This window comes from Caldalkalibacillus uzonensis (genome assembly GCF_030814135.1).
In the GTDB taxonomy this organism is placed as follows: Bacteria; Bacillota; Bacilli; order Caldalkalibacillales; family Caldalkalibacillaceae; genus Caldalkalibacillus; species Caldalkalibacillus uzonensis.
This window is the reverse complement of record NZ_JAUSUQ010000001.1, coordinates 201,039-225,385: the sequence shown is the minus strand read 5'-3', so window position 1 is coordinate 225,385 and position 24,347 is coordinate 201,039. Positions and strand designations below refer to the sequence as shown.

General features: G+C 45.8%; 21 protein-coding genes and 1 riboswitch. Of the genes, 20 read left to right on the top strand and 1 reads right to left on the bottom strand.

The annotated features are described in order from the left end of the window. Position 1: 1 nt before the first annotated feature. The 17 genes from J2S00_RS01100 (at position 2) to J2S00_RS01020 (ending at position 19,790) form a co-directional block, all read left to right on the top strand. Complete coding sequence (locus tag J2S00_RS01100) at positions 2-1,939, top strand: vWA domain-containing protein (protein ID WP_307334604.1); 1,938 nt, start codon at positions 2-4, stop codon at positions 1,937-1,939. Then, positions 1,929-4,721: a VWA domain-containing protein gene (locus J2S00_RS01095; RefSeq protein ID WP_307334601.1), complete on the top strand. Its 2,793-nt coding sequence runs from the start codon at positions 1,929-1,931 to the stop codon at positions 4,719-4,721. Before J2S00_RS01100 ends, J2S00_RS01095 begins: the two co-directional genes overlap by 11 nt. Before the next feature lie 153 nt (positions 4,722-4,874). Further along, positions 4,875-5,987, top strand: a complete 1,113-nt coding sequence (locus J2S00_RS01090; protein WP_307334599.1) for a YheC/YheD family endospore coat-associated protein — start codon at positions 4,875-4,877, stop codon at positions 5,985-5,987. 114 nt (positions 5,988-6,101) lie between these two features. Continuing rightward, entirely contained in the window at positions 6,102-6,401 is a 300-nt protein-coding gene (locus J2S00_RS01085) for a YuzF family protein (protein WP_307334597.1), read from the top strand. 79 nt (positions 6,402-6,480) lie between these two features. Next, entirely contained in the window at positions 6,481-7,377 is an 897-nt protein-coding gene (locus tag J2S00_RS01080) for a manganese catalase family protein (protein ID WP_307334594.1), read from the top strand. A gap of 240 nt (positions 7,378-7,617) precedes the next feature. Further along, the gene (locus J2S00_RS01075; RefSeq protein WP_307334593.1) at positions 7,618-8,772 is read left to right on the top strand and encodes an alpha/beta hydrolase; all 1,155 of its coding nucleotides are present in this window, start codon (positions 7,618-7,620) and stop codon (positions 8,770-8,772) included. Positions 8,773-8,899: 127 nt separating this feature from the next. Beyond that, positions 8,900-10,045, top strand: a complete 1,146-nt coding sequence (locus tag J2S00_RS01070) for a hypothetical protein (protein ID WP_370875804.1) — start codon at positions 8,900-8,902, stop codon at positions 10,043-10,045. 105 nt (positions 10,046-10,150) lie between these two features. Next, positions 10,151-10,417, top strand: coding sequence for a stage VI sporulation protein F (locus J2S00_RS01065; RefSeq protein WP_307334591.1), 267 nt, complete (start codon positions 10,151-10,153; stop codon positions 10,415-10,417). A gap of 171 nt (positions 10,418-10,588) precedes the next feature. Then, positions 10,589-11,638, top strand: a complete 1,050-nt coding sequence (gene desB, locus J2S00_RS01060; protein WP_307334589.1) for a Delta(10) desaturase DesB — start codon at positions 10,589-10,591, stop codon at positions 11,636-11,638. Between the two features lie 137 nt (positions 11,639-11,775). After that, positions 11,776-13,119: a phytoene desaturase family protein gene (locus tag J2S00_RS01055; protein WP_307334587.1), complete on the top strand. Its 1,344-nt coding sequence runs from the start codon at positions 11,776-11,778 to the stop codon at positions 13,117-13,119. A gap of 37 nt (positions 13,120-13,156) precedes the next feature. Continuing rightward, positions 13,157-13,957, top strand: coding sequence for an RNA polymerase sigma factor SigJ (gene sigJ / locus J2S00_RS01050; RefSeq protein WP_307334584.1), 801 nt, complete (start codon positions 13,157-13,159; stop codon positions 13,955-13,957). A gap of 81 nt (positions 13,958-14,038) precedes the next feature. Beyond that, on the top strand, positions 14,039-15,265 hold the full coding sequence (locus tag J2S00_RS01045; protein WP_307334581.1) for an MFS transporter: 1,227 nt from the start codon (positions 14,039-14,041) through the stop codon (positions 15,263-15,265). Between the two features lie 124 nt (positions 15,266-15,389). Continuing rightward, positions 15,390-16,631, top strand: a complete 1,242-nt coding sequence (locus tag J2S00_RS01040) for a TP0910 N-terminal domain-containing protein (RefSeq protein WP_503128580.1) — start codon at positions 15,390-15,392, stop codon at positions 16,629-16,631. Further along, positions 16,628-16,918, top strand: coding sequence for an EscU/YscU/HrcU family type III secretion system export apparatus switch protein (locus tag J2S00_RS01035; protein ID WP_307334575.1), 291 nt, complete (start codon positions 16,628-16,630; stop codon positions 16,916-16,918). The genes J2S00_RS01040 and J2S00_RS01035 overlap by 4 nt, the downstream gene beginning before the upstream one ends. 58 nt (positions 16,919-16,976) lie before the next feature. Further along, positions 16,977-17,975 (top strand): ring-cleaving dioxygenase, encoded by a 999-nt coding sequence (locus J2S00_RS01030; protein ID WP_307334573.1) that lies wholly within the window; start codon positions 16,977-16,979, stop codon positions 17,973-17,975. Positions 17,976-18,089: 114 nt separating this feature from the next. Then, complete coding sequence (locus J2S00_RS01025) at positions 18,090-18,734, top strand: SDR family oxidoreductase (RefSeq protein ID WP_307334571.1); 645 nt, start codon at positions 18,090-18,092, stop codon at positions 18,732-18,734. Positions 18,735-18,872: 138 nt separating this feature from the next. Then, entirely contained in the window at positions 18,873-19,790 is a 918-nt protein-coding gene (locus tag J2S00_RS01020) for a CAP domain-containing protein (RefSeq protein WP_307334568.1), read from the top strand. 72 nt (positions 19,791-19,862) lie between these two features. Here J2S00_RS01020 and J2S00_RS01015 read toward each other — a convergent pair whose 3' ends face one another. After that, positions 19,863-20,837, bottom strand: coding sequence for an NAD(P)H-dependent flavin oxidoreductase (locus J2S00_RS01015; RefSeq protein ID WP_307334566.1), 975 nt, complete (start codon positions 20,835-20,837; stop codon positions 19,863-19,865). Between the two features lie 218 nt (positions 20,838-21,055). Here J2S00_RS01015 and J2S00_RS01010 point away from each other — a divergent pair, with 218 nt between their 5' ends. From J2S00_RS01010 to J2S00_RS01000, 3 genes are all read left to right on the top strand, one after another. Next, entirely contained in the window at positions 21,056-21,355 is a 300-nt protein-coding gene (locus J2S00_RS01010) for a hypothetical protein (RefSeq protein WP_307334564.1), read from the top strand. A gap of 134 nt (positions 21,356-21,489) precedes the next feature. Further along, positions 21,490-21,597, top strand: a riboswitch (TPP riboswitch). Between the two features lie 93 nt (positions 21,598-21,690). Then, a complete protein-coding gene (locus tag J2S00_RS01005) occupies positions 21,691-22,815 on the top strand; it encodes a LuxE/PaaK family acyltransferase (RefSeq protein WP_307334563.1) in 1,125 nt (374 codons plus the stop codon). A gap of 156 nt (positions 22,816-22,971) precedes the next feature. Continuing rightward, positions 22,972-24,336 (top strand): acyl-CoA reductase, encoded by a 1,365-nt coding sequence (locus J2S00_RS01000; protein WP_307334561.1) that lies wholly within the window; start codon positions 22,972-22,974, stop codon positions 24,334-24,336. Positions 24,337-24,347: the final 11 nt, after the last annotated feature.

The following is a 24,347-nucleotide window of genomic DNA, read 5'->3' as shown; positions in this document are numbered from 1 at the left end:
TATGCAGTGGCTTGGACTTCAACACTTGTGGGCAGTGGCATTGATCCCGATCATTCTCCTCCTGTATTTGCTGAAGCGGAAATACGAGAATGTGGAAGTATCCAGCACCTTATTGTGGGAACGCGTCTTACAGCATCAGCAGGCCAGCCGCCCCTGGCAAAAGCTAAAGCAAAATATATTGCTTTTTTTGCAACTGTTTGTAGCTATGCTGTTAATTTTAGCCCTATTAAAACCTGCTATTCCCAAGGGAGAGGTCTTGGCTCCCCATACCATCGTCGTCCTTGATTCTTCAGGCAGTATGTTGACCAGGGAGGGAGAGACCACGCGTTTTGAGAAGGCTACGGAGGCCGTGCAAGGGCTGGCTGAAGGCGTAAGTGCCGCACACACACTTACCTTGATCGAAGCAGGGAGGGAGCCAGTGGTTCACCTTTCCCGCGCCGAGGATCCTGACGAAATTTTGCAGAAATTGAAGGAATTAAAGCCCCGTCCTGGCACAAGTAACTACAGCGCTGCCTTTAGCCTGGCCAAAGCGATGGCAGAGCAAGAGCCGGACACTGCGCTGATCTGGATTGGGGACGGAAGCAACAGCTTGGGAAACAATAGTTTGATGAACGACCGCCATATGTTCACCTTTGACCCCAACCGGTTTCAGCATATCCCAGTTGGAAAAGAGAGTGAAAATGTGGCTTTGGGCACCTTCGTCACGCAGGAGCGGGAAGGGAAGATAGAAGGTTTAATCCGCATTGATCATCACGGACACCAAACCATAGAGGGAAAAGTGATGCTGTTTGATGCGGCCGGGCAACAGATTGGTGTTTTTCCATTTACGGTTGAAGGGCAGGAGAGCTATACATTGCATCTTCCCTCCTTGCCCCCGTCACCCCTGTACCACGCCGTGGTAGAGGCTGATCAGGATGCACTGGAAGCGGATAATCAATTGTGGAGCATTCCTTTTCGGCAGCAAGAGATTCGCGTGGCCTTGGTCTCCCCACAGCCCAACTATTTTGTGATCCAAGCGCTCAGTCTCCATCCCCACATTCAGCTTGATAAACTGTCGGCACCTCCTGAGGATCTCCAGGGATATGACATTTGGATCTTTGATGAAGTGGTGCCTGACGTGCTGCCTGAGGGGCATCTCTTCTTGATCAATCCTGCTGAAGAGTCCTCATGGCTCTCTGTGAGCGAAGCCCAAACGCTGAGCGCTGAGTTAAACATCCTTCACCCTGACCATGACATCCTGAACCATGTCCATTGGCAGGATGTGTACATCAGTGATGCCCGTTCAATAGCGCTCAATGGACTCCAGCAAAACCTGGTGCAAGCGGGAGATCTTCAACTGTTATCTGCCGGGGAGATTAATCACAAGCGGGTGGTTGTGCTAGGTTTTGATTTAACCAAGTCCGATCTTCCCTTGCGGCCATCTTTTCCCATATTGATCACCAATATATTAACCTGGCTGTCCCCTGTGCAATCCTTGCCTATTGCTGACAGTTATCCAGGGGAACAGACCGTGATTCCGTTTGTAGCCGGTTCAGAAAACAGAACGCTGACCGGCCCCGATGGATCCAGAACCACACTGCCGGATCACATCGATCCTGTGGTGGTGCAGATCCCCGAACTGCTTGGCCTGTACACCGTGGAAGAGGAAAAAGACGGGCAACGCAACGTACGGCACTTTAGTGTGAAGCTGCCGGACAGTGAATCCAATATTGCCCCCCAAACGCTTTACGTCACACAGGATGCCACCTCTCTGGCAAACGAAAATGGGGAGCTTGAGTCCGAGAAAAGGGAAGGCGATGCGTCTGGGGAAGGGGAAACTGTGGAAGATAACCATGAACCCTATAGTCAGATCCGCTACCAGCCCCTTGTTTTTTGGGTGGTTCTGGCTGCTTTACTGTTGGCCTGTTTAGAATGGGGGGTGTATGTGCGTGGCTATTAGTGTCCATTCCGCGCTGTATCTGCTGTTGTTTATCCCCGTTCTGCTTTTGCTGACTTGGTGGTGGAAAACACAAACCAGGGTGCAAGGTCCAAAAAAGTATATGATCCTGCTCACGCGTCTCGTTTTGTTTACCTTGCTTATTAGCGTATTGTCCGGACTCCATGTTTTATTTCCCGTTTCAGGTGAAACAGTGGTATTTGTCGTCGACCGTTCGGCCTCCATGCCAAATGAGGAGCGCATCTTTACTTTTTTACAAGAAGCTGTGGACAATAAGCAGGAAGAGGACCAGTTTGCTATCGTTTCCGTTGGCCAGGAAGCTGTGATTGAACAGCCGCTGACCAATCGTCAGGAACTTGCTCCATTGGGAGCTGTCATCAACCCCCATGCCACCAACTTGGCGGAGGGTGTCCGGCTTGCTTCAGGGCTTATCGGCAGTCAGGACCGGGGCAAGATTGTGCTGGTCACTGATGGGTTAGAAACGCACGGCGACGTTACTCAGGAGATTCAGTGGGCCAAAGAAAGGGGCATTGTGGTTGAAGCGATGTACCTGCAGCAGGACATAGAGGAGGAAGTTTTGCTTTCTGCGCTGCACTTGCCTGACCGCCTGCATTTGAACGAAACATTTACTGTCACAGTTGAGGCAGAAAGCACGGTAACGACGAAAGGCACACTCCGTTTGTATGAAAGGTCAAGCCTGGTCGCCGAGCAGGAAGTGGACATTGATCATGGGATCAACCGCTTTGCCTTCCAGCTTAAAGCTGGAGGAGAAGGTTTCCAACGCTACCGGGCCGAACTAGAGGCCGAACAAGATACCATTGCAGCCAATAACCAGGCTTTTGCCTTTACTCAGGTGGGCGGAAAACCCCGGATCTTGGTGTTGGAAGGCCACCAGGGAGCTGCGCACAATGTCGTTCAAATCCTGCAAGCGGGTGATTATGAAACGGAGGTGCGTCTTGCCAGCCAGATCCCGCAGCAATTGGAGGATTTAAAGCAATATGCTACGCTTATCCTGGCTGATGTAGAAGCCCGTTCACTGACACCGGCGGATATGGAGCGCATCCGTACCGCTGTGCGTGATTTGGGTATCGGTTTGGTCAAGACTGGAGGTTCCAACAGCTTTGGGCTGGGCGGATGGTTTTCCACTCCCATTGAAGAAGCGCTGCCTGTAGACATGGATCTGAAGTCAAAGGAGAAACTGCCCTCTTTAGCTCTCAGTCTGGTCATTGATAAATCTGGAAGCATGCAGGATGGCTTTGCCGGCCTGACCCGCATGGAACTGGCCAAGGAGGGGGCGGTCAGGGCCACTGAAATGTTGTCAGAGAAAGACCAAATTGGGGTCGTGGCTTTTGACAGTGCCCCCTGGGAAGTCGTTGAGATGCAACAGGCAACCGATTTAGCGACTGTACAAGATCAAATCCGCAGTATTTATGCTGACGGAGGCACAGACATCTTCGCTGCACTGGAGTATGCATTTCATACCATCAAAGATACTCTGACCCAGCGCAAACACATCATTTTACTGACAGATGGCCATTCCGGACGGGACGATGATTATGTCGGACTGCTGGCGGCGATGAAAGAACTGGGTATTACAGTCTCTACTGTGGCTGTGGGTGCTGATGCCGACATTCAGCTGTTGGAACAGATTGCCGAAGCAGGCGGGGGCCGGCATTACTTTGTCACTGACCCGGAAAGCTTACCCCGGGTGTTTACAACAGAAACTGCGTTGGCCAACCGCACATTTATTGTTGAGAAAACCCATATTCCGCTGCAAACGGGAGGATTTGACTGGGCAAGTTTGTCAGGCGATGTTCCTTCTCTAGCAGCGTACATTGCCGCCACCCCGAAGCAAACCGCTGAAGTTGTCCTCACCAGCACAGACGGCGACCCAGTCTTGTCCCGCTGGCAATATGGATTGGGCAGGGCAGTGGCGTGGACCAGTGATTGGGAAGGTCAGTGGGCACCGCAATGGGTGAATTGGACGGGGCTGCCATCCTTTTGGAACGAGCTGGTACAGTGGACATTACCTCAAGCCACACCCGGTGGTTGGACTATCGAAACAAAGGTAGAAGGCCTGACGGCAAAAATCACCGTCTCCCTTCCGAGTGATAGGGCCATGCCCGGTGAGCTTGAGGCCGTTGTGATTGACGACAGCTTGAAGAGACAGGCTGTTCCGCTCAAACCCGTTGCACCTGGTCAGCTGCAAGCTGCCTTTGATGCCTCAGAAACAGGCACCTATCTGATTCATATTCTCCAGCGGGAAGGGGAGCACATTGTGGCCAGCGAAACGGCCGGACTGTCCGTGTCCTACTCTCCGGAGTACCGCTTGTTTGATCATGGGGAGCAGCAATTGCGCACCTGGGTTGAAGCGGCGGACGGACGGCTCATTGCCTCAGGGGAAGAGGTCTTTCGAGGAGATTTGCCTCTGAAATGGGAGTCTCAAGATATCTCCACATTCTTGCTCATCCTGGCTGCAATATTATGGCCCATCGATATTGCCTTGCGCAGACTTCATTTTTCCCTGCACTTGGTTGAAAAGCTAGGGACCAAGTTGCGCAGGAAGCCAGAAGCAACGTGGCATGCGCCTGTCTCCAACTCATCTGCCCGCCCGGCCAATATATCTGCTCCCTTAATAAGCAGAGGCGGACTTGCCAAGGCTGAGCAGAACCCAATGACGTCTAAAGGGACACAGCCAGCTGCTGAACAATCCCAATCCGCTTCAGCTGAAAGTGATCCATTCACTCGTCTGCTTGAGGCCAAGAAAAAGATACGGCGCCGATAAGTTGTGACACAGCTATCACAGCTGTGTTTTTTTGTTTTATAGGGACTAAGGTACAATCTTGGAGAGTGTAATGCCCGTATAATAAGGTAACGTGCAATCAAGTGTGAGCAGTTCGTATGTTTTAATTATCTGTTGTTAGGAAGTGACAATAATATGAGCGTAGATGGAACGTTCGGGCCTTTAAACAAACCAATTGTTGGTGTTTTTGTTTTTCCAAAACAAATCAAAAAGCTAAATAAACAAAAACCCCATTACAAGTATGTTGAACTGTCAAAGGCCAATTTGACAGCACAGACCACTTTATATTTCTTTTGCCAGAGGGATGTGGATGATGAACTTGACAAAATCAAAGGCACCTATTTCGACGCGGAAGAAGGAAAATGGAAACAGCGCTATTTTCCATTCCCAGATGTTTTATACCGGAGAACAGACAGCCTGAATAGACCCAAGTATGTTAAATTGCGCCAAAAGATAAATGAGTATGGGATTAAGCCACTCAATTACCTTGAAGGCTTTAATAAGTGGGACGTGTATCAGCATTTGTCCCAAGACTCCTCAGTCAGTTCCTATGTACCAAAAGCCATCCTTTTTAAAGATCAGGATGATCTGAAAAAAATGTTGGATCGCTATGATAGCATTTATGTTAAACCGCGCCGGGGAGGCCGGGGCAGAGGTGTGATGCGCATAACCAAGCTGGGACAGGACAACTTTGAAACCCGGTCCTTTGCAAGGCAAACAGTGATCCGCCGGGGTAAAACCCTGGCAGAACTGGCTGAACAAATCCGTGAGGCCTATAAAGGGCGCAAGGTTATTGTGCAACAAGGGCTTGACTTGATCGAATACAAAAACAGAATCGCTGATGTCAGAGCGGAGGTACAAAGAAACGGCAAGGGTAAGCTTGAGATCGTAGGGATTACCGTACGCCTTGGCAGAAAAGATTCACCAATTAGCACGCACGGCTCCAGTTTTCCATTTGAATATTTCTTCAAAAAAAGATTGGGCTATTCCAAACCAGCATTGTTAGCACTGAAAAGAGAGGTCACTCAATGCCTGGTTAAAATTTATCAAGCGGTTGAAAAGGTATATGGTCCCTCGGGGGAGATTGGGATCGACCTTGGGCTAGATAAAAACGGAAAATTGTGGTTTATTGAATGTAATTCACGCTCAAGAAAAGTTTCATTGCGCAAAGCATATGACATACAAGCAGTCCGGAGATCGTCACTTTATCTTTTGGAATATGCCAAATTCATTGCAGACAAAAAATAGTCAATGTAATTGAAACCAGGTCTATATTTGGCCTGGTTTTTATGCACTCGCCCGCCCCTATGATCATAGACTAAAGGTGAGTTACGGAGGATAAAGAGACAGGAGGCGTTACTTATGGCGTATCCATACGATTACATGGGTCATCACTATACTGGAATCTCTCCAATGCTTCCGTCTGCGGACCCCTATGTTTATCAAGTTTTGCAATCCTTGGTTGGGCATCGCGTGGTTGTTCAAACCACACAGGGTTCCGTCAGGGGCATCGTCACCGATGTAAAGCCCGATCATGTTACCCTTAATGTCCACCATACATTGTTCTTTATTCGCACACAGCAGATTGTTTGGGTTATGCCCCAGGTGGCTTTTCGGCAAGATTACCATCAATCCCAACATACAATGACAGCAGAAACATAATTAATTGTTGGCATCAGACAAACTTGACCGCTCATAATCATAATTACTGTAAGTGTGAGTGATTATGGGAGGGATCACCATGTTTAAACGCATTAACAAGCTCGCGATTGAACTGCCTGTTCCTGACCATCCCGATGCAAACGCTGCCGCAGCAGTACAGGAACTGTTAGGCGGACGGTTTGGTGAGATGTCCACCCTGAACAATTATTTATTTCAGTCTTTCAATTTCAGGCAAAAAAAGAAGTTGAGACCTTTTTATGATTTGGTGGCCAGTATTACGGCGGAAGAAGTGGGCCATGTGGAGCTGGTTTCTTATACAATCAACCTGATGCTGACCGGAACCACTTTTCCTGGCGATCCAGATATTGCGCCGATGCGTAACGCTGTTGACAAACGTAACACCTATCACTTTATTGTCAATGCCCAAACGGCCCTTCCTGGTGATTCAATGGGAAAAGCTTGGAATGGGGATTATGTTTTTAACAGCGGCAACCTTTTGCTGGATCTGCTGCACAATTTCTTCCTAGAATGCGGTGCCCGAACCCACAAAATGCGGGTATATGAAATGACGGATCACCCGGTGGCACGGGAGTTGATTGGTTATCTGCTTGTACGCGGCGGTGTTCATATTATGGCCTATGCCAAAGCGATTGAAATCATCACCGGTGTCGATATGACTAGAATGCTCCCCATCCCTAATCTGGAGAATCGTGTGTTTGAAACAGCACGAAAATATGAAGAGCAAGGGGTTCACCGCCGTTTATATACGTTCAGTGATACGGATTATAAGGATATTGCCCTGATCTGGAAAGGGAAACATCCCCTCGATGGCAAACCATTAGAAGTGATTCAAGGGACACCTGAAGGAGCACCGATCCCTGATCTTGAAGCATTGCCAGAAGAATTTGCTCCTGGTATTTCTAAAGAAGACTTCATTGAAATAGCCAAGCGCTTGCAGCGTTCAGCCGGCTTGTGACATGACGTTTTTTAAGTTTGCATGTCCCCACGATTCTTAGTGGGGCTTTTTTATTTGTTATAATGGGTTACAGCTGAGCTTAGATGGAAATGATTGGACAAAATTAATCCGTAACAAGTGTTGTTATTTTGATATAATATTAATACCAAGGAAATAGGGCTGCAGTCAGCCTGACAACATCTGAGTTTAACAGCGAGAGGAGGGCAACGCTGTCCAACCAGTTGACAGCTTAACCTGAAATTGTTTGCAATTATCAAAAAATTATGTATCGGTATCGTTCTTGTTGCTGTTGTTGTCTTGTTGACTATCATTGGTTTTGTCCAGTATTGGGCGTCAACGGAACAAGGCAAGCTGCCGCCCAAAACCGCTGTGATATTGCATGCCATCAATCACAATTTGGTGACGCTTGATATGAGTCCTCCCCGCATACTGGCCAATAAAGGGAGTTCAATGTTAGACAAATTTGATCAACAGATTCCTGTTTCAGATGGGACAACCATTCCCGTGCGTATTCACCGTCCCTCTGGAGAAGGGCCCTATCCTATGATTCTGTATTATCACGGGGGCGCTTTCCTTGAAGGTTACGGCAGTATTGACACCCACGAAAATGTTACCCGTTCACTTGCCGTCCAGACCCAAAGCGTTGTCATTTCGGTGGGATACCGGGTGGCTCCCAGTTATACGTTCCCGACAGCCATCGAAGACAGCTATGAAGCTCTTCTGTGGGCAGTGGAAAAAGCGGAGGAACTTAACGGGGATCCGAACCGCATCGCCGTGGCAGGAGACAGTGCGGGCGGCAATATCGCCACTGTTGTGGCCGCCATGTCCCGTGACAGGCAGGGGCCTGAACTGAAAGCGCAGGTTTTGCTGTATCCGGTGACCACATTCCAGGAAGTATCTCTTCCTTCACGGGAATTTTATGACAGCGGCTATTTTTTGCTGTCACGCCAGGTGATGTATTTGGCCCGTGAAAAATACACGCCGCAAGAAGTGATGTGGTTCAGTCCCTATACATCGCCCCTCCATGCTGAAGATCTTTCCGGTTTGCCTCCAGCATTGATCATCACGGCTGAATTTGACCCTCTCCGCGACGAGGGAGAAGCTTATGCTGAGCGTCTGTCCGAGTTCGGGGTAACCGTGGAGGCAATGCGTTACAGAGGTGTGATGCACGGCTTCATCTCCTTTTATGAGGTGATGTACAGAGGCAAGCATGGGTTAAATGAGACAAGCTCCTTCTTGCGCAGAGCCTTCTATGATAAACTTGAAGCGAAACCTTATCAGCTGCAGGTGATCGATCCTCCCCTCGGTATGGCCAAAGTGAGGGATCAGCTTGAGGCTTATGCCTTTGCCGCTTACCTGCTGGGTAAAAAGGTGAGTTCAATCTTACACCGCTAATAACACGTTAATCAGGAACGGAACGCCCACATAAGATGGGCGTTTTTTTGGAATAATCCTGGAACCAATATGGAACCCTATCTTAAAATGAGATTAACTTTAAACCCATCGATGTAAGGTGAAGAGAGTGAACATCATGATTCGTCACGCCGTCATCTGGAGTTGCTGCCTGCTTGTGTTAGGACTGTGTGGATCTCCCTCCATCACTCAAGCAGTCTCTCATGCTGATCCTGTTGCAAATTCTTATTTAACCATTACTGTCAAGTCTTCCCCTACTGCACACTTTTCCACGGCCCTTATCATCGAGCACCCCCGTTGGGTTGATCGTTTTCGGAACCGCTCCTTTCAGCGTGCTTTACGAACCTGTGACCTCCCGGCAGCTTACCTTACCCTTTACGCTGATGGGAAAACAACCCATTACCTGGCTGATGAGCAAGGCTACGTCTTTGACGTCACAGGTCACCAACTACTGCAGGTTAGTACTGAGACCCGCAAACTGCTGCATTCTTATATCCATTTATTAAGCCAAAAACATTACGGCGAACCGCTCATGTGGGAAGAGGTACAATCTTTGCTCCCCCGCAAAGCGGTATTTGACATTATTGATCTCGATACAGGGTTGCGCTTCCGGGCTCAGCGCCGGGCAGGAAGCCGACATGCAGACGTACAACCCCTCACTTATCACGATACCAAGATAATGAGAGAGATTTATCAGGGAAAGTGGAGCTGGAAAAGAAGGGCAATCCTTGTTAAAATCAATAACCGCTTTATTGCAGCATCCATGCATGGAATGCCGCATGGCAGAGGCGCCTTAAAAAATGGCTTCCCAGGCCACTTTTGCATTCACTTTTTGGGCAGCACAACACACCGCACTAAACGGGTAGATCCCACTCACCAGGTTATGGTTCATAAAGCGGCCGGACATTTGGCGGATTACTTGGACAAGGCCGATCCATACGAACTGGTGGATATTTTTATCCTGGCTCTTAACCAGCAGGATGAGTACTTACTCAAGCAGTTACTTCCATCAGTATTAAAAGATGATAAGGCTGCCATCCGTAACACATTGACAGAGCTCCATTACGTGACCAAGATTTCCACATTGACAGAAGAACCTGCGCATGACCTGCTGTTCATGCAAATCCCTGTCAAGGTCCAATTGTACTGGAAGGACCGTGGCAAAGAAACAAGGGAACTTATCTTTACCCTTCAACGTCATTCGCCGGTGGAACGGTGGAGCGTAGAGTGTGACCTATTCAGTAAAGAAAATTAGTATAAATCCATATTTGCCTCCCTTTCCATTTTTGTTCTGCTTCATAAACTGTTAGTACAAGGGGTTTTATGTTTAAGGACATCATGGAGAAGGGAGGAGAAACAGATGAAAAGAAAAAACCCGCTTTTTGACAATATTGAACAACAAACCAATGTGGATATGGGCGAGATCATTAAACTGGCTAATTCGTTACAAAAAGCAAATTTAAAAGATGAAAAAACAATTCGCAAACTGATTGCCAAAATATCCCGCATGGTTAATATCCCGGTCTCCAAGGACAAAGAGGAGTTTATCGTTAAGGCCATCATGAACGACCGAATTCCCAAAAGTTTGCCTGATCTGCTGAAAATGTTCAATTCGCCTCGCAAATAAGTTGCTGCGCTGGCCATCGTGGTCAGCGTCATTTTTTATGCCCTGATGTGTAGGTCTCATTCACCATATTTGCGAAAAATTTAAATAAGAGGTGCAAAATAAGCGTAGATAGGTTAACATGATAAGAGAGTCGTTTTTTACACTTTAAAGTTTGTTAAAAGGAGAACGTTAATGAAAGAACTTCGCAGCTTTGGATGGTATGCGGCCAGGATCTCCCCCCATCTTCCCCGGGAAGCTTTCCAGCCTGTGCCTGGGAGATTATGGGGTGGCGCCGTTTACCTCACCATTATCATGAGTAGCATCTTATTGATTACCATTGTGGATCTTCACTGGTGGATCAATGTGCTGTTGGCTTTTGTGTTAGGTTTCAGTTTCGCCGGTATTGGTTTTTTGGGGCACGAGATTTTGCATGGTTCAGTGGTCAGGACACCTTGGCTCCGTAATGTACTAGGCGCCATTGCGCTATGGCCATTGTGCACGGGGCCAAAATTGTGGAGGAAATGGCACAACATCGAACACCATGTTCATACTCAACATGAGGAGACAGATCCCGATGCCTGGGCCAGTTTGGAGCAGTTTTATCAACGTCCGTATATGAAATGGGTCTATAAATTACCCATGTGGTTTCGTTCAACGATCAGCTTTACTTGCTTTTCCCTGACCTTCACTGTCCATTCGTTACGTATGTTTTTCCGCTATGTCCGGGAATTTAAGCAGAGAGCCAGGCTGAAGGTGATTACGCAATTGGTTCTGCCTTGGTCAACATGGATTGGGTTATTAGTCCTGATTGGATTTGAAAAGTGGCTGTTTGCTTTTTTGATACCGCTGTTAATAGCCAACTTCATCCTTATTGCCTATATCTCAACAAACCACCGCCTTAATCCGCTGGTGCCTGTTAATGACCCTCTGGCTAACACACTCACCGTTACCGTTCCCAAATGGGTAGACGTGCTTCATTTTAACTTTTCTTATCACACGGAACATCATTTGTTCCCTGCGATGAATCCGAAGTACTATCCCTTGGTTAAGAAAGAGATCAAGAAGAGATGGCCGGACCGCTATCATGAACTGTCGCTCTTCAAGGCATTGCTCACATTGTGGAAAACACCGCGGATTTATTACAAAGCCAAGGAATTAATCGACCCGCACCGCGGCCATGTGTACGGTTCACTAGGCAATGGCCTTGATCCTAATCAGATCAAAGTAAAAAAGCTAAAGTAAACAATTGCCCTCTGTATGGAGGGCTGTTTATTATCTCCATCACTTAACCAGTTTCAAAACATTTAATTTTTTTGTGTCACAAAATATCCACCTTAACCGTCATAGTATTGAAAAGATATGACGAAAGGAGCTTTTTGATGACGCAAAAGAAAATGTCTGTAACAGATATCAACTGGGATGTAGTGGTGATAGGCGGGGGATTATCAGGACTAACCGCTGCTTGTATTCTTGCGCGCTCTGGAAAGAAGGTTTTAGTTCTGGAAAGATCAAAACATTTGGGAGGCCGGGCTGGCACAACTGAGAAGGAAGGGTGCTTTCTCAATCTAGGGCCTCATGCTCTTTACAAAAGGGGAGCCGGCAGGAAAGTGTTGAATGAGTTGGGCATCTCCCATCCGGGCGGCACTCCGGCATTGAAAGGAACATTAGTTGACCGGGGCCGAACATTCAGACTTCCCCTAACACCTCTGTCCTTACTGTCAACCTCTTATTTCACATGGAAAGAAAAGAAAGAAATGATCCGTCTGATACTTCTGTTACCAAAGATAGCAGCCAAAGTTGCAGAGAATGAAAATTTACAGAGCTGGGCCGAGCGGGAAATATCATCGCCAAGGGTTAGAGATTACGTTTACTGCTTGTGCAGACTGTCCACTTATTGCAGCAACCCCGAACTTGTCACTGCCAGGATCGTTCTGGAACAACTAAAGCTTTCCATGCATGGCGTTTTGTATGTCAATGGGGGTTGGCAGCAAATTGTTGACGGTTTGGCAAAGCGGGCCATGCAAAGCGGGGCCACTATTCTGAACCAACATCAAGTGACAAGCATCAATGGTGCTTATCCTGAAATAACTGTCGGTGTTTTGAATGACAAAGTGATCACAACAAAACATGTACTTTCAACGATTTCTCCTGCTCACACATATGAGTTACTTCCGGCAAAAGAAAAGGAAGCATTGACGGTGCTCAACCAATTCAAACCCGTATTTGGGGCAAGTTTGGATATTGTATTCAACCAATTGCCTTCTCCACGTATTTCATTTGCTTTATGTATTGACCAATCCCTTTATTTCTCCAATCATTCCAGTGGAGCTAAATTGGGTAGGCATAAGCATCAAATGGTGGTTCATGTTTACAAATATTTAGATGTCAACGAAGAATACGAGCCTGTAAAAATAAAGAAAGAACTGGAGGCGTTTCTTGATCTTCTTCAACCAGGTTGGCAAAAAGAGGTGATCACCAGTCGTTTTCTCCCACGTATGCTTGTCTCTCATGCTTTACCTGACAATAATACAAAAGAACGGCTGAATGAGTTGCAAGTTCTAGATAGGGTACTTCCCGGTCTTTATGTTGCAGGAGACTGGTTAAGTGATAAATATATGCTGGCTGATGCAGCTTTATCAAGTGCAAAACAGGCAGCTTTAAGTATAATTAAAGATAGCACACGGAGGGGAGGTGTGGTTTATAGACATTCAGGAACTTTATAAGCGGTACCAGCCGCTGCTATTTTCATTAGCGTATCGCATGTTGGGAACAGTGACAGATGCGGAAGATATGGTACATGATACATTTCTGACACTGGAAAAGATAAGGACTGAGAAAATAAAAAATATCCGCGCTTATTTGTGCAAAGTCATTACCAATCGCTGTTTAGATTACTTAAAGTCAGCAAATCAACAACGGGAGGTATATGTTGGCCCCTGGCTCCCTGAACCTCTGGTATTTCGGGATGAGGAAACCAACCCACTTGATTCATTAGTTAACGCAGATTATATTTCTATTGCTTATTTAACGATTATGCAAAAATTATCTGGGGTGGAAAGAGCGGTATTCATTTTAAGAGAAGTATTAGATTTAGATTACAAAGAAATTGCAGACATTGTAGAGAAAACGGAAACGAACTGTCGTAAAATCTTCAGCAGAGCAAAGCAAAAAATAGCGGCCGAAGCTCCCGATCCGGTTATTAATTATGATGCTGACAAGCAACTTTTAATGGAGTTTGTAAGGGCTGTAAACCTAGAGGATAAACAAAATCTTCTCCAGCTGCTTTCCGAAGATGTGACCTTGTATTCTGACGGAGGAGGAAAAGTATCAGCAGCTATCCGTCCTGTTGTCTCATCACATCGGGTGATCATGTTTCTGTTAGGTGTAAAGAGACAAACACCTGTTGAATTCCATTTTTCAATAGAAAATATAAATGGAATTCCCGGAATTGTCAATTATGTTGGTGATAAGGTGCATAGTGTGATTAGTTATAAAGTACTAAACAATCAGATAAAAGAAATATATATTATTATGAATCCTGACAAATTAAATCATATTTAGGGAACATGTGAGAATGGATCAGTTATCTATACCCTCTGTAGTAAATTGAAACGAAAGGTTTATAAGAACAGAAGAAGGTGGTTGGTCATCGAAGTTCAAAAACGCAACTTAAGCATTATGTGGTTTGCCAACTTTTTAATCGCCGGTAGTTTAACCATGATTCTGCCATTTCTATCTTTGTTGATCGATACAATGGGAACATATACTGAAGCGCAAGTACAGCGCTGGGCGGGATTGGTGTTTGGCGTGACCTTTGTCACTGCTTTTTTATTTTCTCCTGTATGGGGGCGTATCGGGGACAGATATGGACGGAAGATTGTATTGATCATTCTTGGCTTTGGGGTTTCCTTGTGCCTTCTGTTAATGGGATTGGTTCACTCTGTATCTTTATTATTTATTGTGCGTTTATTTATGGGCTTGTTTGCCGGGTTTATACCCATGGCTCAAGCCTTCATAGCTGCACAGACACCCAAGGAGATTGCTGGCCAAACCCTAGGGAGCTTACAAACAGGCAATGTATCCGGTGCTTTACTGGGCCCCCTAATCGGTGGTCTGTTGGCTGATTGGTTTGGTTTCACTTATACGTTTATACTGACCTCAGTGGCAACCTGTATTGCTGCTTTGCTTGTTGTGATTGGTGTTCAAGAGGTGCGGGTGGCTTCCACCTCCGAAAAAGATAATAAAAAGTACAGCATGCGTGAGGTAGTCAAATACATCGTCACTACACCGGTCTTATTGACAATGATGCTGATTGCCATGCTGGTCCATGTGGCTCACTTCGCGATTCAGCCACTGCTCGCCTTATATGTCAGTGAATTAACCGGACCGGAGAACTTGGCTTTCTTGGCAGGTATGGCCTTCTCAGCCGCTGGCTTGGGCAATTTACTGTTTGCCAGACAGTGGGGAAAGATAGGAGATCGCTTTGGCTATGAGAAAATACTAATCATACTTATCATCCTGACGGCTGTGGTTTATCTGCCCCAGGCTTTTGTAACGTCTGTTTGGCAATTGGTTATCTTGCGGTTCCTGCTCGGGGCGACGATCGGCGGCATCATTCCCTGTCAAACGGCCTATGTCCGGCAAGTGGTACCATTGTCTATTCAGGGTGAAATACTGGGCTATAAGCAAAGTTTCCGTTTTCTGGGGAATGCGCTGGGTCCTGTGATTGGTGGATTGATCGCTGCCTATTATGGGATACCGGTTGTCTTTTATGTGACGTGCGGGCTTTTCATTATCAGTGCCTGTGTTTTGTGGTTCATGGAGCACCGGGAAGCAAAAACGGTCTCCGAACATTATAAATCTGTATGACTTAAAATTTCTCAACTTGGAAGGATATTTTTTTCTTTTTCCCGAAAATGTACTAATAATTAAAGCAAGGGGCAATGCCCTTTTTGATGAATTCACTCCATTCAGAAGGGAGTGCCCACTCACAATGTCCCTACCCTGGGTTTCATCACTCATAAACCACTTAAATGACATTACTACAAACAATCATTTTATCCTGCGTCCTGGGCAGGTGTTAAAGGGCAGGATCATTCAGCTTTTGCCTCAGCAAACAGCCTGGGTCCAACTTGGGAAGTTCAAGGTGTTGGCCCGCTTGGAAGTTCCCCTGAGTACAGGTCAAAGCGAATGGTTTCAAGTCCAAGCAGTATCGAGGCCTGTCATTTTAAAATTAATCCACGATTCTTCCTATGATACCACTCCACGCCGGAATACGGACCAGGATTGGCAGCCCTTGCTACGTTGGCTAGGGATCTCTGACACGCCCTCAAACCGCCAGTTAGTTCAACTTTTTGTTTCCCATCACCTTCCTTTAAATCGCTCAGTGTTCCAACAAGTACAAGAGACCCTGGCACTGGTCGGGCGAGGAGAGAAGCAGCAGCAGGCTGTGCTGTTGGCCCTGCAGAATGGTTGGCCACCAAGTCCTGGTATTGTTCGTGCCATTGACATGTTTCTTCACCAACCAAATCTAAAAGAGTCCATTGCTCAATTAATGGGGATGGTGGGGGAGGATGAACGTGAGGTCTTGCAAGCACTGTTGTTCCGCTTGCCTGTACACCAGTTTAGTGCAGGACAATTAAAAGATTATTTCCAACGGTTATCTTTACATCTCCCAACAAGTGCTGCACAAGAAACCGCTCCCAACCAACTGACCTTATCAGTACTTCTACAGAACTGGATAAAAGATACCACGTTAAACCAGTCTGCCCGTAAACAGGCTGAAAATATTTTGTACCAGTTGGCAGGACAACACCTATTAATGCAGGGAGATTCTGCCTTGCCCGTATCCTTCATGGTGTTTCACCTTCTCGTCCGCCAACACGGACGACCCGACTCAGTATATGGGGAACTGCAAGGATATACAAACCAAAAGGGCAAGATTAGCTCCGAGCACTGCCGATTGTTAATATATGTTAACCTGCAACGCCTAGGGGAAACATGTGTGGATGTACAGGTGCAAAACCGGTGGGTATCAATTAAGTTGTTCAATGATCTTATCCAACAAAGCTGGCTGGACCAATACAAACCTGCGATTAAAAAAGGTTTGGCCTCCCATCAATACAAGCTCTCCAGCCTGGTGGCCAAAGAGTGGCAAGTTTTGCGCCGTGCACCGGATCAAGCAAAACCGTCCCTCATTTGGGGGCACTATCAAGGAGTTGATATTCGCATATGAATAGAGAAAGCGAACCGCTTAAAAAGGCTGTGGCATTGCAATATGATTCTGAGCAGCACGATGCACCTGTCGTTAAAGCAAAAGGAACTGGACTCGTTGCAGAGCGAATCATTGAACTGGCCAGCCAACATGGTATACCCATCTATGAAGATCCTTCCTTGGTAGAGCTGTTAAGTAAACTTGAGTTGAATGAGCAAATTCCGGAAGAAATTTATGCGGTCATAGCTGAGGTTTTGGCCATGGTGTATGAACTGGAACAAAAAGCAGTATCTCGGTCAGCACCCTGAACAAACATAAAAAGCTCAACGGCGTTAACACTAATGACAAACGAAAGGGATGATTTTCATGAAGCTGAGACCACTGAAAGGAATCCATCACGTATCTGCTATCACGGCCAATGCCAAGAAAAATTACGAGTTCTATACCAAAACACTTGGCATGCGTCTGGTGAAAAAGACCATCAATCAGGATGATCCTTCGGTTTATCATTTATTCTATGCGGATGAAAGGGGAAATCCAGGTACCGACTTAACGTTTTTTGAAATCCTCAATGCCGGACAAACATACCAGGGGACGAACAGTATTTCGGCTACATCATTACGTGTGCCAGATGATGAGTCACTGCAGTATTGGCAGAACCGCTTTGAACAGCTTGGGATTGAACACGATGAAATCTCGTACCATAGCGGTCGGGCAACACTAGCATTTCGCGATTTTGAAGGGCAACGCCTGGTCCTTGTTTCAGATGAAGACAATGTGGGTGTGGCAGGGGGAAGACCGTGGGATAGAAGTCCTGTTCCTCAAGAATATGGAATTGTCGGCTTGGGGCCCGTTAAATTGACCGTCTCCAGCTTTGAGCTTACCGCCAAAATGTTAACTGATGTATTAGGTTTTCGTGAAGCAAGGACATATCCGTCCGTTATAAGCGGGGGACTAGATATTCAAGTGTTTGAAACTGGAGAAGGGGGGACAGGGGCAGAAGTTCATCTGGAAGAACGCACGGATCTGCCACGTGAAAGCCAAGGGCGCGGCAGTGTGCATCACGTGGCCTTTCGGGTTGAAGACGGAGAGGAACTTAAGCACTGGGCTGAACTGCTGAAAGAATTAAGAATCCCCAATTCGGGCATTGTCGAGCGCTATTATTTTAAATCCTTATATTTTAGAGAACCCAATGGAATATTATTCGAATTAGCCACTGACGGCCCAGGTTTCGAAGTGGATGAGCCGTTTGATCATTTAGGTGAACATCTGGCCTTACCCCCTTACTTTGAAAATCAACGGGAACAAATCGAAGCCATGTTAGAGCCTTTGAACACTAAACAATCACCGGTAAACCAAAAGTGATGATTGCCAAGCTTTTTCAGCTTAATCAAAAAAATTGGATAGGATGAAAGCATTTTGCCAATAGTATGAAGCAGAATGTACTCAAAATAAACCAGCGAAAGGAGAGTGTAAGTGATGAAAGTGTTGGTCGTTGGAGCAAAGGGGCAGATTGGCCGGCATCTCGTTCGCTTATTAAGCAACAGCGAAGAACATGATGTCCGTGCGATGGTCAGAAAAGAGGAACAAGCGGTGACCTTTAGAGAACAAGGCGTAGAAACCGTCGTAGCCAATTTGGAAGGCAGCGTCGAGGAAATAGCGAAAGCAGCAGAGGGATGTGAAGCAATTGTTTTTACGGCGGGATCGGGTAGTCATACAGGGGCGGATAAAACGATACTTGTCGATCTTGACGGAGCAGTGAAAACGATAGAAGCAGCCGAACAGGCAGAAATCAAACGGTTTATTATGGTCAGCGCTCTTTCTGCCCATATCAGGGAGAAATGGTGGGAGGGGATTAAGCATTACTTTGCAGCAAAGCATTATGCAGATAGAATGCTGATGTCCACTCAGCTCAATTATACCATTATCCGCCCAGGTGCCCTGCTTAATGAACCGGGAACAGGAAAAATTTCTGCCGGGGAAGAACTTGAGAGAGGATCGATTCCACGTGAGGACGTCGCAGCCACCATTGTTGCAACACTTAACGAGGAGCATACCTTTAGGCGGGGTTTTGATATTATATCAGGTGAGACACCAATTGCTGATGCATTAAAAAATATATAAACATGCACAAAAAAGTAAATCCTGGTTTTTCAGGGCTTAGCTTTTTAATGCCCCTTTTAGAAATAATTGACACATATACTTTGTTAACAACATGAAACAATAATGGTAAATCAAATATCAAAAAAAGGGGCATTGATCATGAGCAAAAACTGGATACCTTTATACGTTGCCAGCTTACTTTTACTGAGTATTGTTGCCTGTACCAATGCAGGTGATCAGGCACAAGATTCAAGGATTATTGATGATGCCTATATTGAAGGCCTGCAGGCGAAAGAAGAGCCATTGGCTTCCGAGGGGCCGCTTGGCCAAATATCAAGTGAAAGTACAACAATACCCAGTGACCAATTTCCTCATACGAAACCTGTTCAAATTCAACATGCCAAATATGACTTCATCATTGTTGATGGACAACATGCGGATATTCGGCTTACTCGCGAAGATATTGCCCGGTTACTCCCTGAAGAAATCGCCCGATTAATACCAGAAGGTGCAGAACGGCTGACACCAGAACAGGTTGCTCGGCTGGTCCCAGAAGGTACAACAAGGCTGACACCGGAAGATATTGTACAAAGACTGCGACAAGGTACGCCACAGCAGCCACCACAAGCGCCCGCACAAGAGCAGCCTGAGCAGCGTGAACAGCCGGAAACCACAACTCAGCCGGAAGTAGCAGAGGGTGTAAGTGAGATTGAAGCCCGAGTCATTGAATTAACAAATGCTGAAAGAAGAAGGAATGGATTGTCAGACTTGCAAACGGATGCAGCTTTGAATCGCGTTGCGCGCGAAAAGTCCAATGACATGCAAGCCAATCATTATTTTTCCCATACTAGCCCTACTTACGGTTCACCGTTCGATATGATGAGAGACTTCGGTATCTCGTTTAATGCAGCAGCCGAAAACATTGCCCAGGGTCAGCCAACTCCTGAGGCCGTTGTTCAAGCATGGATGAATAGTGAAGGACATCGAGCCAATATTTTAAATGGAAATTTCACGCACATTGGTGTGGGCTACAATGAAAACGGTCATTACTGGACACAAATGTTTATCAGTAAGTGATTATCCTGATGAAAAAGTCACTTCCAAAAGGAAGTGACTTTTTCATGACAACGTTAACATTAATTCATTTATTTAGTTTGAACGTTTAGAACATAAAGAGGCAAGTGCCTGCTGATATTCTGCTCGAAGTCTTTCCACCAATTCGGCAACGGGCAGCACCTCTTTAATGGTACTGACCCCTTGTCCCGCGGACCAGATGTCTTTCCAGGCTTTTGCTTCAGACTGGTTCAGTTTGGAAAAGTCGACGGTTTCCTTTTTGTTCAAATGTGCGGGATCAAGCCCTGCTCTGACAATACTGGGAATGAGATAATTGGCTTTCACTCCGCTGAACGCATCAGTATAAATAAGATCTTCCACGCTGGATTCTATTAGCATTTTTTGATAATCTGAGTTGGCAAAACTTTCGTGCGTGGCAATAAAACGCGTTCCCATGTAGGCAAAATCTGCACCGAGTACTTCTGCTGCCAAAATATCTTGGCCGCTGGAAATACAACCGGCAAGAATAGTGATACCGTCCCAGAATTCCTTAACTGCACCCATAAAGGCCATGGGGTTAATTGTTCCGGCATGCCCGCCAGCCCCGTTGCAGACGAGGATAAGTCCATCAACCCCTTTTTCGGCTGCTTTTCGGGCATGAACAAGGTTGGCCACATCCGCAAAAACAAGCCCGCCATATGTATGTACAACATTGACAACAGGGGCCGGGTCACCCAGAGAGGTAATCACAATCGGAGGCTGATACTTTTTAATCAGTTCTAAATCTTCTTCATAACGTTTGTTCGTGCGATGCACGATAAGATTAACTGCCCAGGGAGCCACACGCCGCTCCGGATTTTCCCGGCGTGCTTTTTCCAGTTCTTCAATTATGTTTTGCATCCAGTCCTCTAAAATATGTGCCGTCCGGGCATTGAGCAAAGGGAATGAGCCAATGATGCCAGCTCTACAACTTTCAATGACCAATTTGGGACTGGAAACAAGAAACATGGGAGCCGCGATCACGGGCAACACCGTCTGGCCGGCAAGCTGTGGAGGAAACCTTTTTACCATTTTTCTCACCCTTCAAAACATTTTGTGATCATATATATGTCTCACTTTACCTTAAATGCCTCTCAATTGCATCTGTTTTGCCCCCTGTTCCTCCAAAAATTCCATTCTAATGATAGATCAGCTATAATACAATCACAGCTATAATGCTCAATATTCTCCTTCGTGAGTAATGAAAGTGGAAACAGTATGATAAAGTTATACGGTGGGTGAATGAAGATATGGCTTTTGGCATCAACAGAAAAGAGTTAGACATTTGGAAACACAAGGTTGCAAATGGGGAAATTGCTTTTATTACTCATTATTGGGTTCACCCTAAGTACCCTCATATTAAAACAGTGACCAAAGTCGGTTGTGCAGACATAGACAAATTGATTGTCTGGGGTAATAAGGAAGGTTTAGCCCCCGAATGGATTGACCGACATCCAAGATATCCACACTTTGATCTGATTGGAGAAAGACAAAGGAATATATTATATAAATACCATCAGTATGAGCAAATCGAACGCTTTAACATTTAAGTTTTATTATACGATTTCTTACATAGAGGTTTGTTTATATAAATACTTTAAAAACTGAATATTTTTCACCCATGAGGGGGGATGTGTTGACATTCCATTTGATTATGATAAGCTTAAGTAAACTAAATATTAGATATAACCACTAGGGGAGCCGAATCAGGCTGAGATTAAGGTGTTTAGCCTTAGAACCCTTTGAACCTGAACTGCATCATAGCAGCGTAGGGAAGTGGTTGATGTAAGATATATGTATACAAGCCATGTATTTTACGATTAACCACTTCTCGATTAAGAAGTGGTTTTTTAATTGCTTTATATGAGAGAAAGAAGGTGTGTGTATGAATGAAGCCTATTCATCAATAAAAGAAAAGGTGAGGGATTTTATATTACAGGATCAAGCTTCAGAAGAAGAATTCAATCAGTTGGCTTTGTCTTTGTTTGCTTTTCAATATGAGCATAATCAGGCTTTTCGGAAATTTTGCCGCAAACGCAGGGTATCCCCTGTTTCCGTCAAACACTTTACCGAGATACCAGCTGTACCGATTAACGCTTTTAAAGAAGCCATTTTGTCAGCTTGTCCGATAGAAGAAGCGGAAGCAATTTTTATGACCAGTGGGACGACGAACCCAGCAAAAAAGGGGAAACATTATCATCGGGATTTAGACATTTATGATTTGTCGATGCAACGTTACTTTAAACCAAATATCTTGCCGGATAGGGAACAAATCAAAATGGCCATTTTATTCCCTCCTGAAGAAGATATGCCCAATTCTTCTTTAGCTCATTATTTAAGGCTGGCGCTAGATATGTTCGGAACTGAGGATAGCCGCTATGTGGTTCAGAGTAACCATTTTGATTTGGACTTGCTTATCGATATGTTAAGAGCGAGTGAGCAAAAGGATGAGCCTGTCCTTGTGATAGGAGCGACCTTTTCATTTATTCATTTTTTAGATCATTGTAAACAAGAGGGATTAACCTTTAAGCTGCCTCAAGGAAGCAGGGTGATGGATACCGGGGGAGCCAAAGGACGGTCCAGAGAGATTTTGCCGCACCAGTTTAAGCAAGAGATGAGCATCTTATTCTCCATACCTGAAGCGTATTGTGTTAACATGTATGGCATGACAGAATTAAGCTCCCAGTTTTATGACCAAAACCTGTATCATGCAGTTAACGCAGATCATACCGCCAATCAGACCGAAAGTGTGAACAATGTAAAGGTACCACCTCACTGGGTTAGAACCTTGGTGATCGATCCAGTTACTTATAAACCTAAACCTTGCGGTGAACAAGGCATTATTGTCCATTATGATCTGGCCAATCTCAACTCGGTTCTAGCCATCATGACAGAAGATATGGGCAGATCTACACTGAACGGCTTTGAACTGTTGGGCAGGGCAACAGGAGCTGAAGCAAAGGGATGTTCTTTGGCCGTAGAGGAGTTCCTTGCGTCAAGACAGATGTAGTTATTTTTTATAGGTGTCGCAGTCAAAGGGGAGACAAGCATGAGTCCGACTATAGACTCTTTTTATTTGCCTTGTAATCTGCCAGAGGATCTGCAGCGATCGTTAGCAAGAAAAACCCTTGTATTTTCTCATCACGGGAAGGACATTTCCCTTCAGGTGCCTCAGTTAACACCTGAACAGCTGAAGTTGATTATGGAGCAGATTAAAGTTAATCGTGAACGTGGGTTAAAGCGGATGAGGGTCAATGATATCATCGAGGTCATTGATGAGGCTGTACAATCATGGTTAAACCCGCAATTTGAGCTTAGACAAATGGCTGAGGAATATCTCCCGGTCATCACAGGTTATAATTCAGAAATGATCAGACTGTTTTTAACAAAATACTTACGCTTATTTCGCAAGGAAAAACTCCAACGAATGGTGGAGGAAGATTTCCCTAACCCGTTAATCCTGGATGAATTTAGGCCCAGAAAAGCAGGGGGATTGCTTAAAGCTTATGGGCCACAGTGTACCACTCACATTTTCTCTGGCAATGTTCCCGCACTTCCCTTGTGGAGCATGGCTGCTGGAATGATTCTAAAATCGGCGACACTGGGAAAGGTCTCTTCAGCTGAGCCTTTATTTCCTGTGCTTTTTGCCCAAACACTTGAAAAAATTGAACCCAAAATGGCCGCAACGTTGGCCATCGTGTGGTGGAAGGGCGGCCAAGCTGAACTGGAGGAGATTGCTTTTAAAAGTTCAGAGGCTGTTATTGCCTATGGCAGTATGCATACAATCCAAGCGGTCAAGGCCAGAGTTCCTCATGATGTAAGGTTTGTGCCCCATGGACATAAAGTAAGTTTTGGACTTATTACCAATGAGTGCTTAGAAGGGACGACAGCATGGGAAACAGCACATTTGGCAGCTCACGATGTTTCCTGGTTTGATCAACAAGGCTGTTTATCTCCCCATGTCTTCTATGTCGAAAAGGGCGGGAAAATTTCTCCCAGGGATTTTGCCCGTATGTTAGCTCAGGAAATGGATCGATTTCAATACAAAATGCCCCGTGCCCAGTTAACAGAAGTGGAAAACCAAGCGATTTTATCATTCCGCTCAAAAGCAGAATTCCAAAGCTATTCTTCACAAAAAATTGAGTTGTTAGTGAGTAAGGGAGACACCTCCTGGACCGTTCTTTACAATGAAGAAAATGATACGGAAGCCTTCTTTCCTTTGTCTGTATTAAACAGGGTTGTCACGGTTGTACCATTAGACGATCTGGATGATCTCCCGCATAAAATCAAGGGGATCCGCACATTCGTGCAAACCGTTGGTGTGGCCTGTGGGCCATCTAAATTCAGGTCTGTCATTCGAATGCTCGGTGAAAGCGGCGTTAACAGGATTTGTGCCTTAGGTAAAATGACGGAACCCCAACCGGGTTGGCATCATGATGGGCGACTTCATTTAGCTGATTTGGTCAGGTGGTGTGATGTGGAGGGATCAGCAGAAAACATGATCGACCGGTATGATCCTTACAGGGATTAGTGAGGAGCGGT

Bases quoted from the DNA above. Each gene is read 5' to 3' on its own strand.
- J2S00_RS01100 (WP_307334604.1), top strand. From the start codon at position 2: ATGCAGTGGCTTGGACTTCAACACTTGTGGGCAGTGGCATTGATCCCG.
- J2S00_RS01090 (WP_307334599.1), top strand. From the start codon at position 4,875: ATGAGCGTAGATGGAACGTTCGGGCCTTTAAACAAACCAATTGTTGGT.
- J2S00_RS01085 (WP_307334597.1), top strand. From the start codon at position 6,102: ATGGCGTATCCATACGATTACATGGGTCATCACTATACTGGAATCTCT.
- J2S00_RS01080 (WP_307334594.1), top strand. From the start codon at position 6,481: ATGTTTAAACGCATTAACAAGCTCGCGATTGAACTGCCTGTTCCTGAC.
- J2S00_RS01065 (WP_307334591.1), top strand. From the start codon at position 10,151: ATGAAAAGAAAAAACCCGCTTTTTGACAATATTGAACAACAAACCAAT.
- desB (WP_307334589.1), top strand. From the start codon at position 10,589: ATGAAAGAACTTCGCAGCTTTGGATGGTATGCGGCCAGGATCTCCCCC.
- J2S00_RS01055 (WP_307334587.1), top strand. From the start codon at position 11,776: ATGACGCAAAAGAAAATGTCTGTAACAGATATCAACTGGGATGTAGTG.
- sigJ (WP_307334584.1), top strand. From the start codon at position 13,157: ATGTTGGGAACAGTGACAGATGCGGAAGATATGGTACATGATACATTT.
- J2S00_RS01040 (WP_503128580.1), top strand. From the start codon at position 15,390: ATGTCCCTACCCTGGGTTTCATCACTCATAAACCACTTAAATGACATT.
- J2S00_RS01035 (WP_307334575.1), top strand. From the start codon at position 16,628: ATGAATAGAGAAAGCGAACCGCTTAAAAAGGCTGTGGCATTGCAATAT.
- J2S00_RS01030 (WP_307334573.1), top strand. From the start codon at position 16,977: ATGAAGCTGAGACCACTGAAAGGAATCCATCACGTATCTGCTATCACG.
- J2S00_RS01025 (WP_307334571.1), top strand. From the start codon at position 18,090: ATGAAAGTGTTGGTCGTTGGAGCAAAGGGGCAGATTGGCCGGCATCTC.
- J2S00_RS01020 (WP_307334568.1), top strand. From the start codon at position 18,873: ATGAGCAAAAACTGGATACCTTTATACGTTGCCAGCTTACTTTTACTG.
- J2S00_RS01015 (WP_307334566.1), bottom strand. From the start codon at position 20,837: ATGGTAAAAAGGTTTCCTCCACAGCTTGCCGGCCAGACGGTGTTGCCC.
- J2S00_RS01010 (WP_307334564.1), top strand. From the start codon at position 21,056: ATGGCTTTTGGCATCAACAGAAAAGAGTTAGACATTTGGAAACACAAG.
- J2S00_RS01005 (WP_307334563.1), top strand. From the start codon at position 21,691: ATGAATGAAGCCTATTCATCAATAAAAGAAAAGGTGAGGGATTTTATA.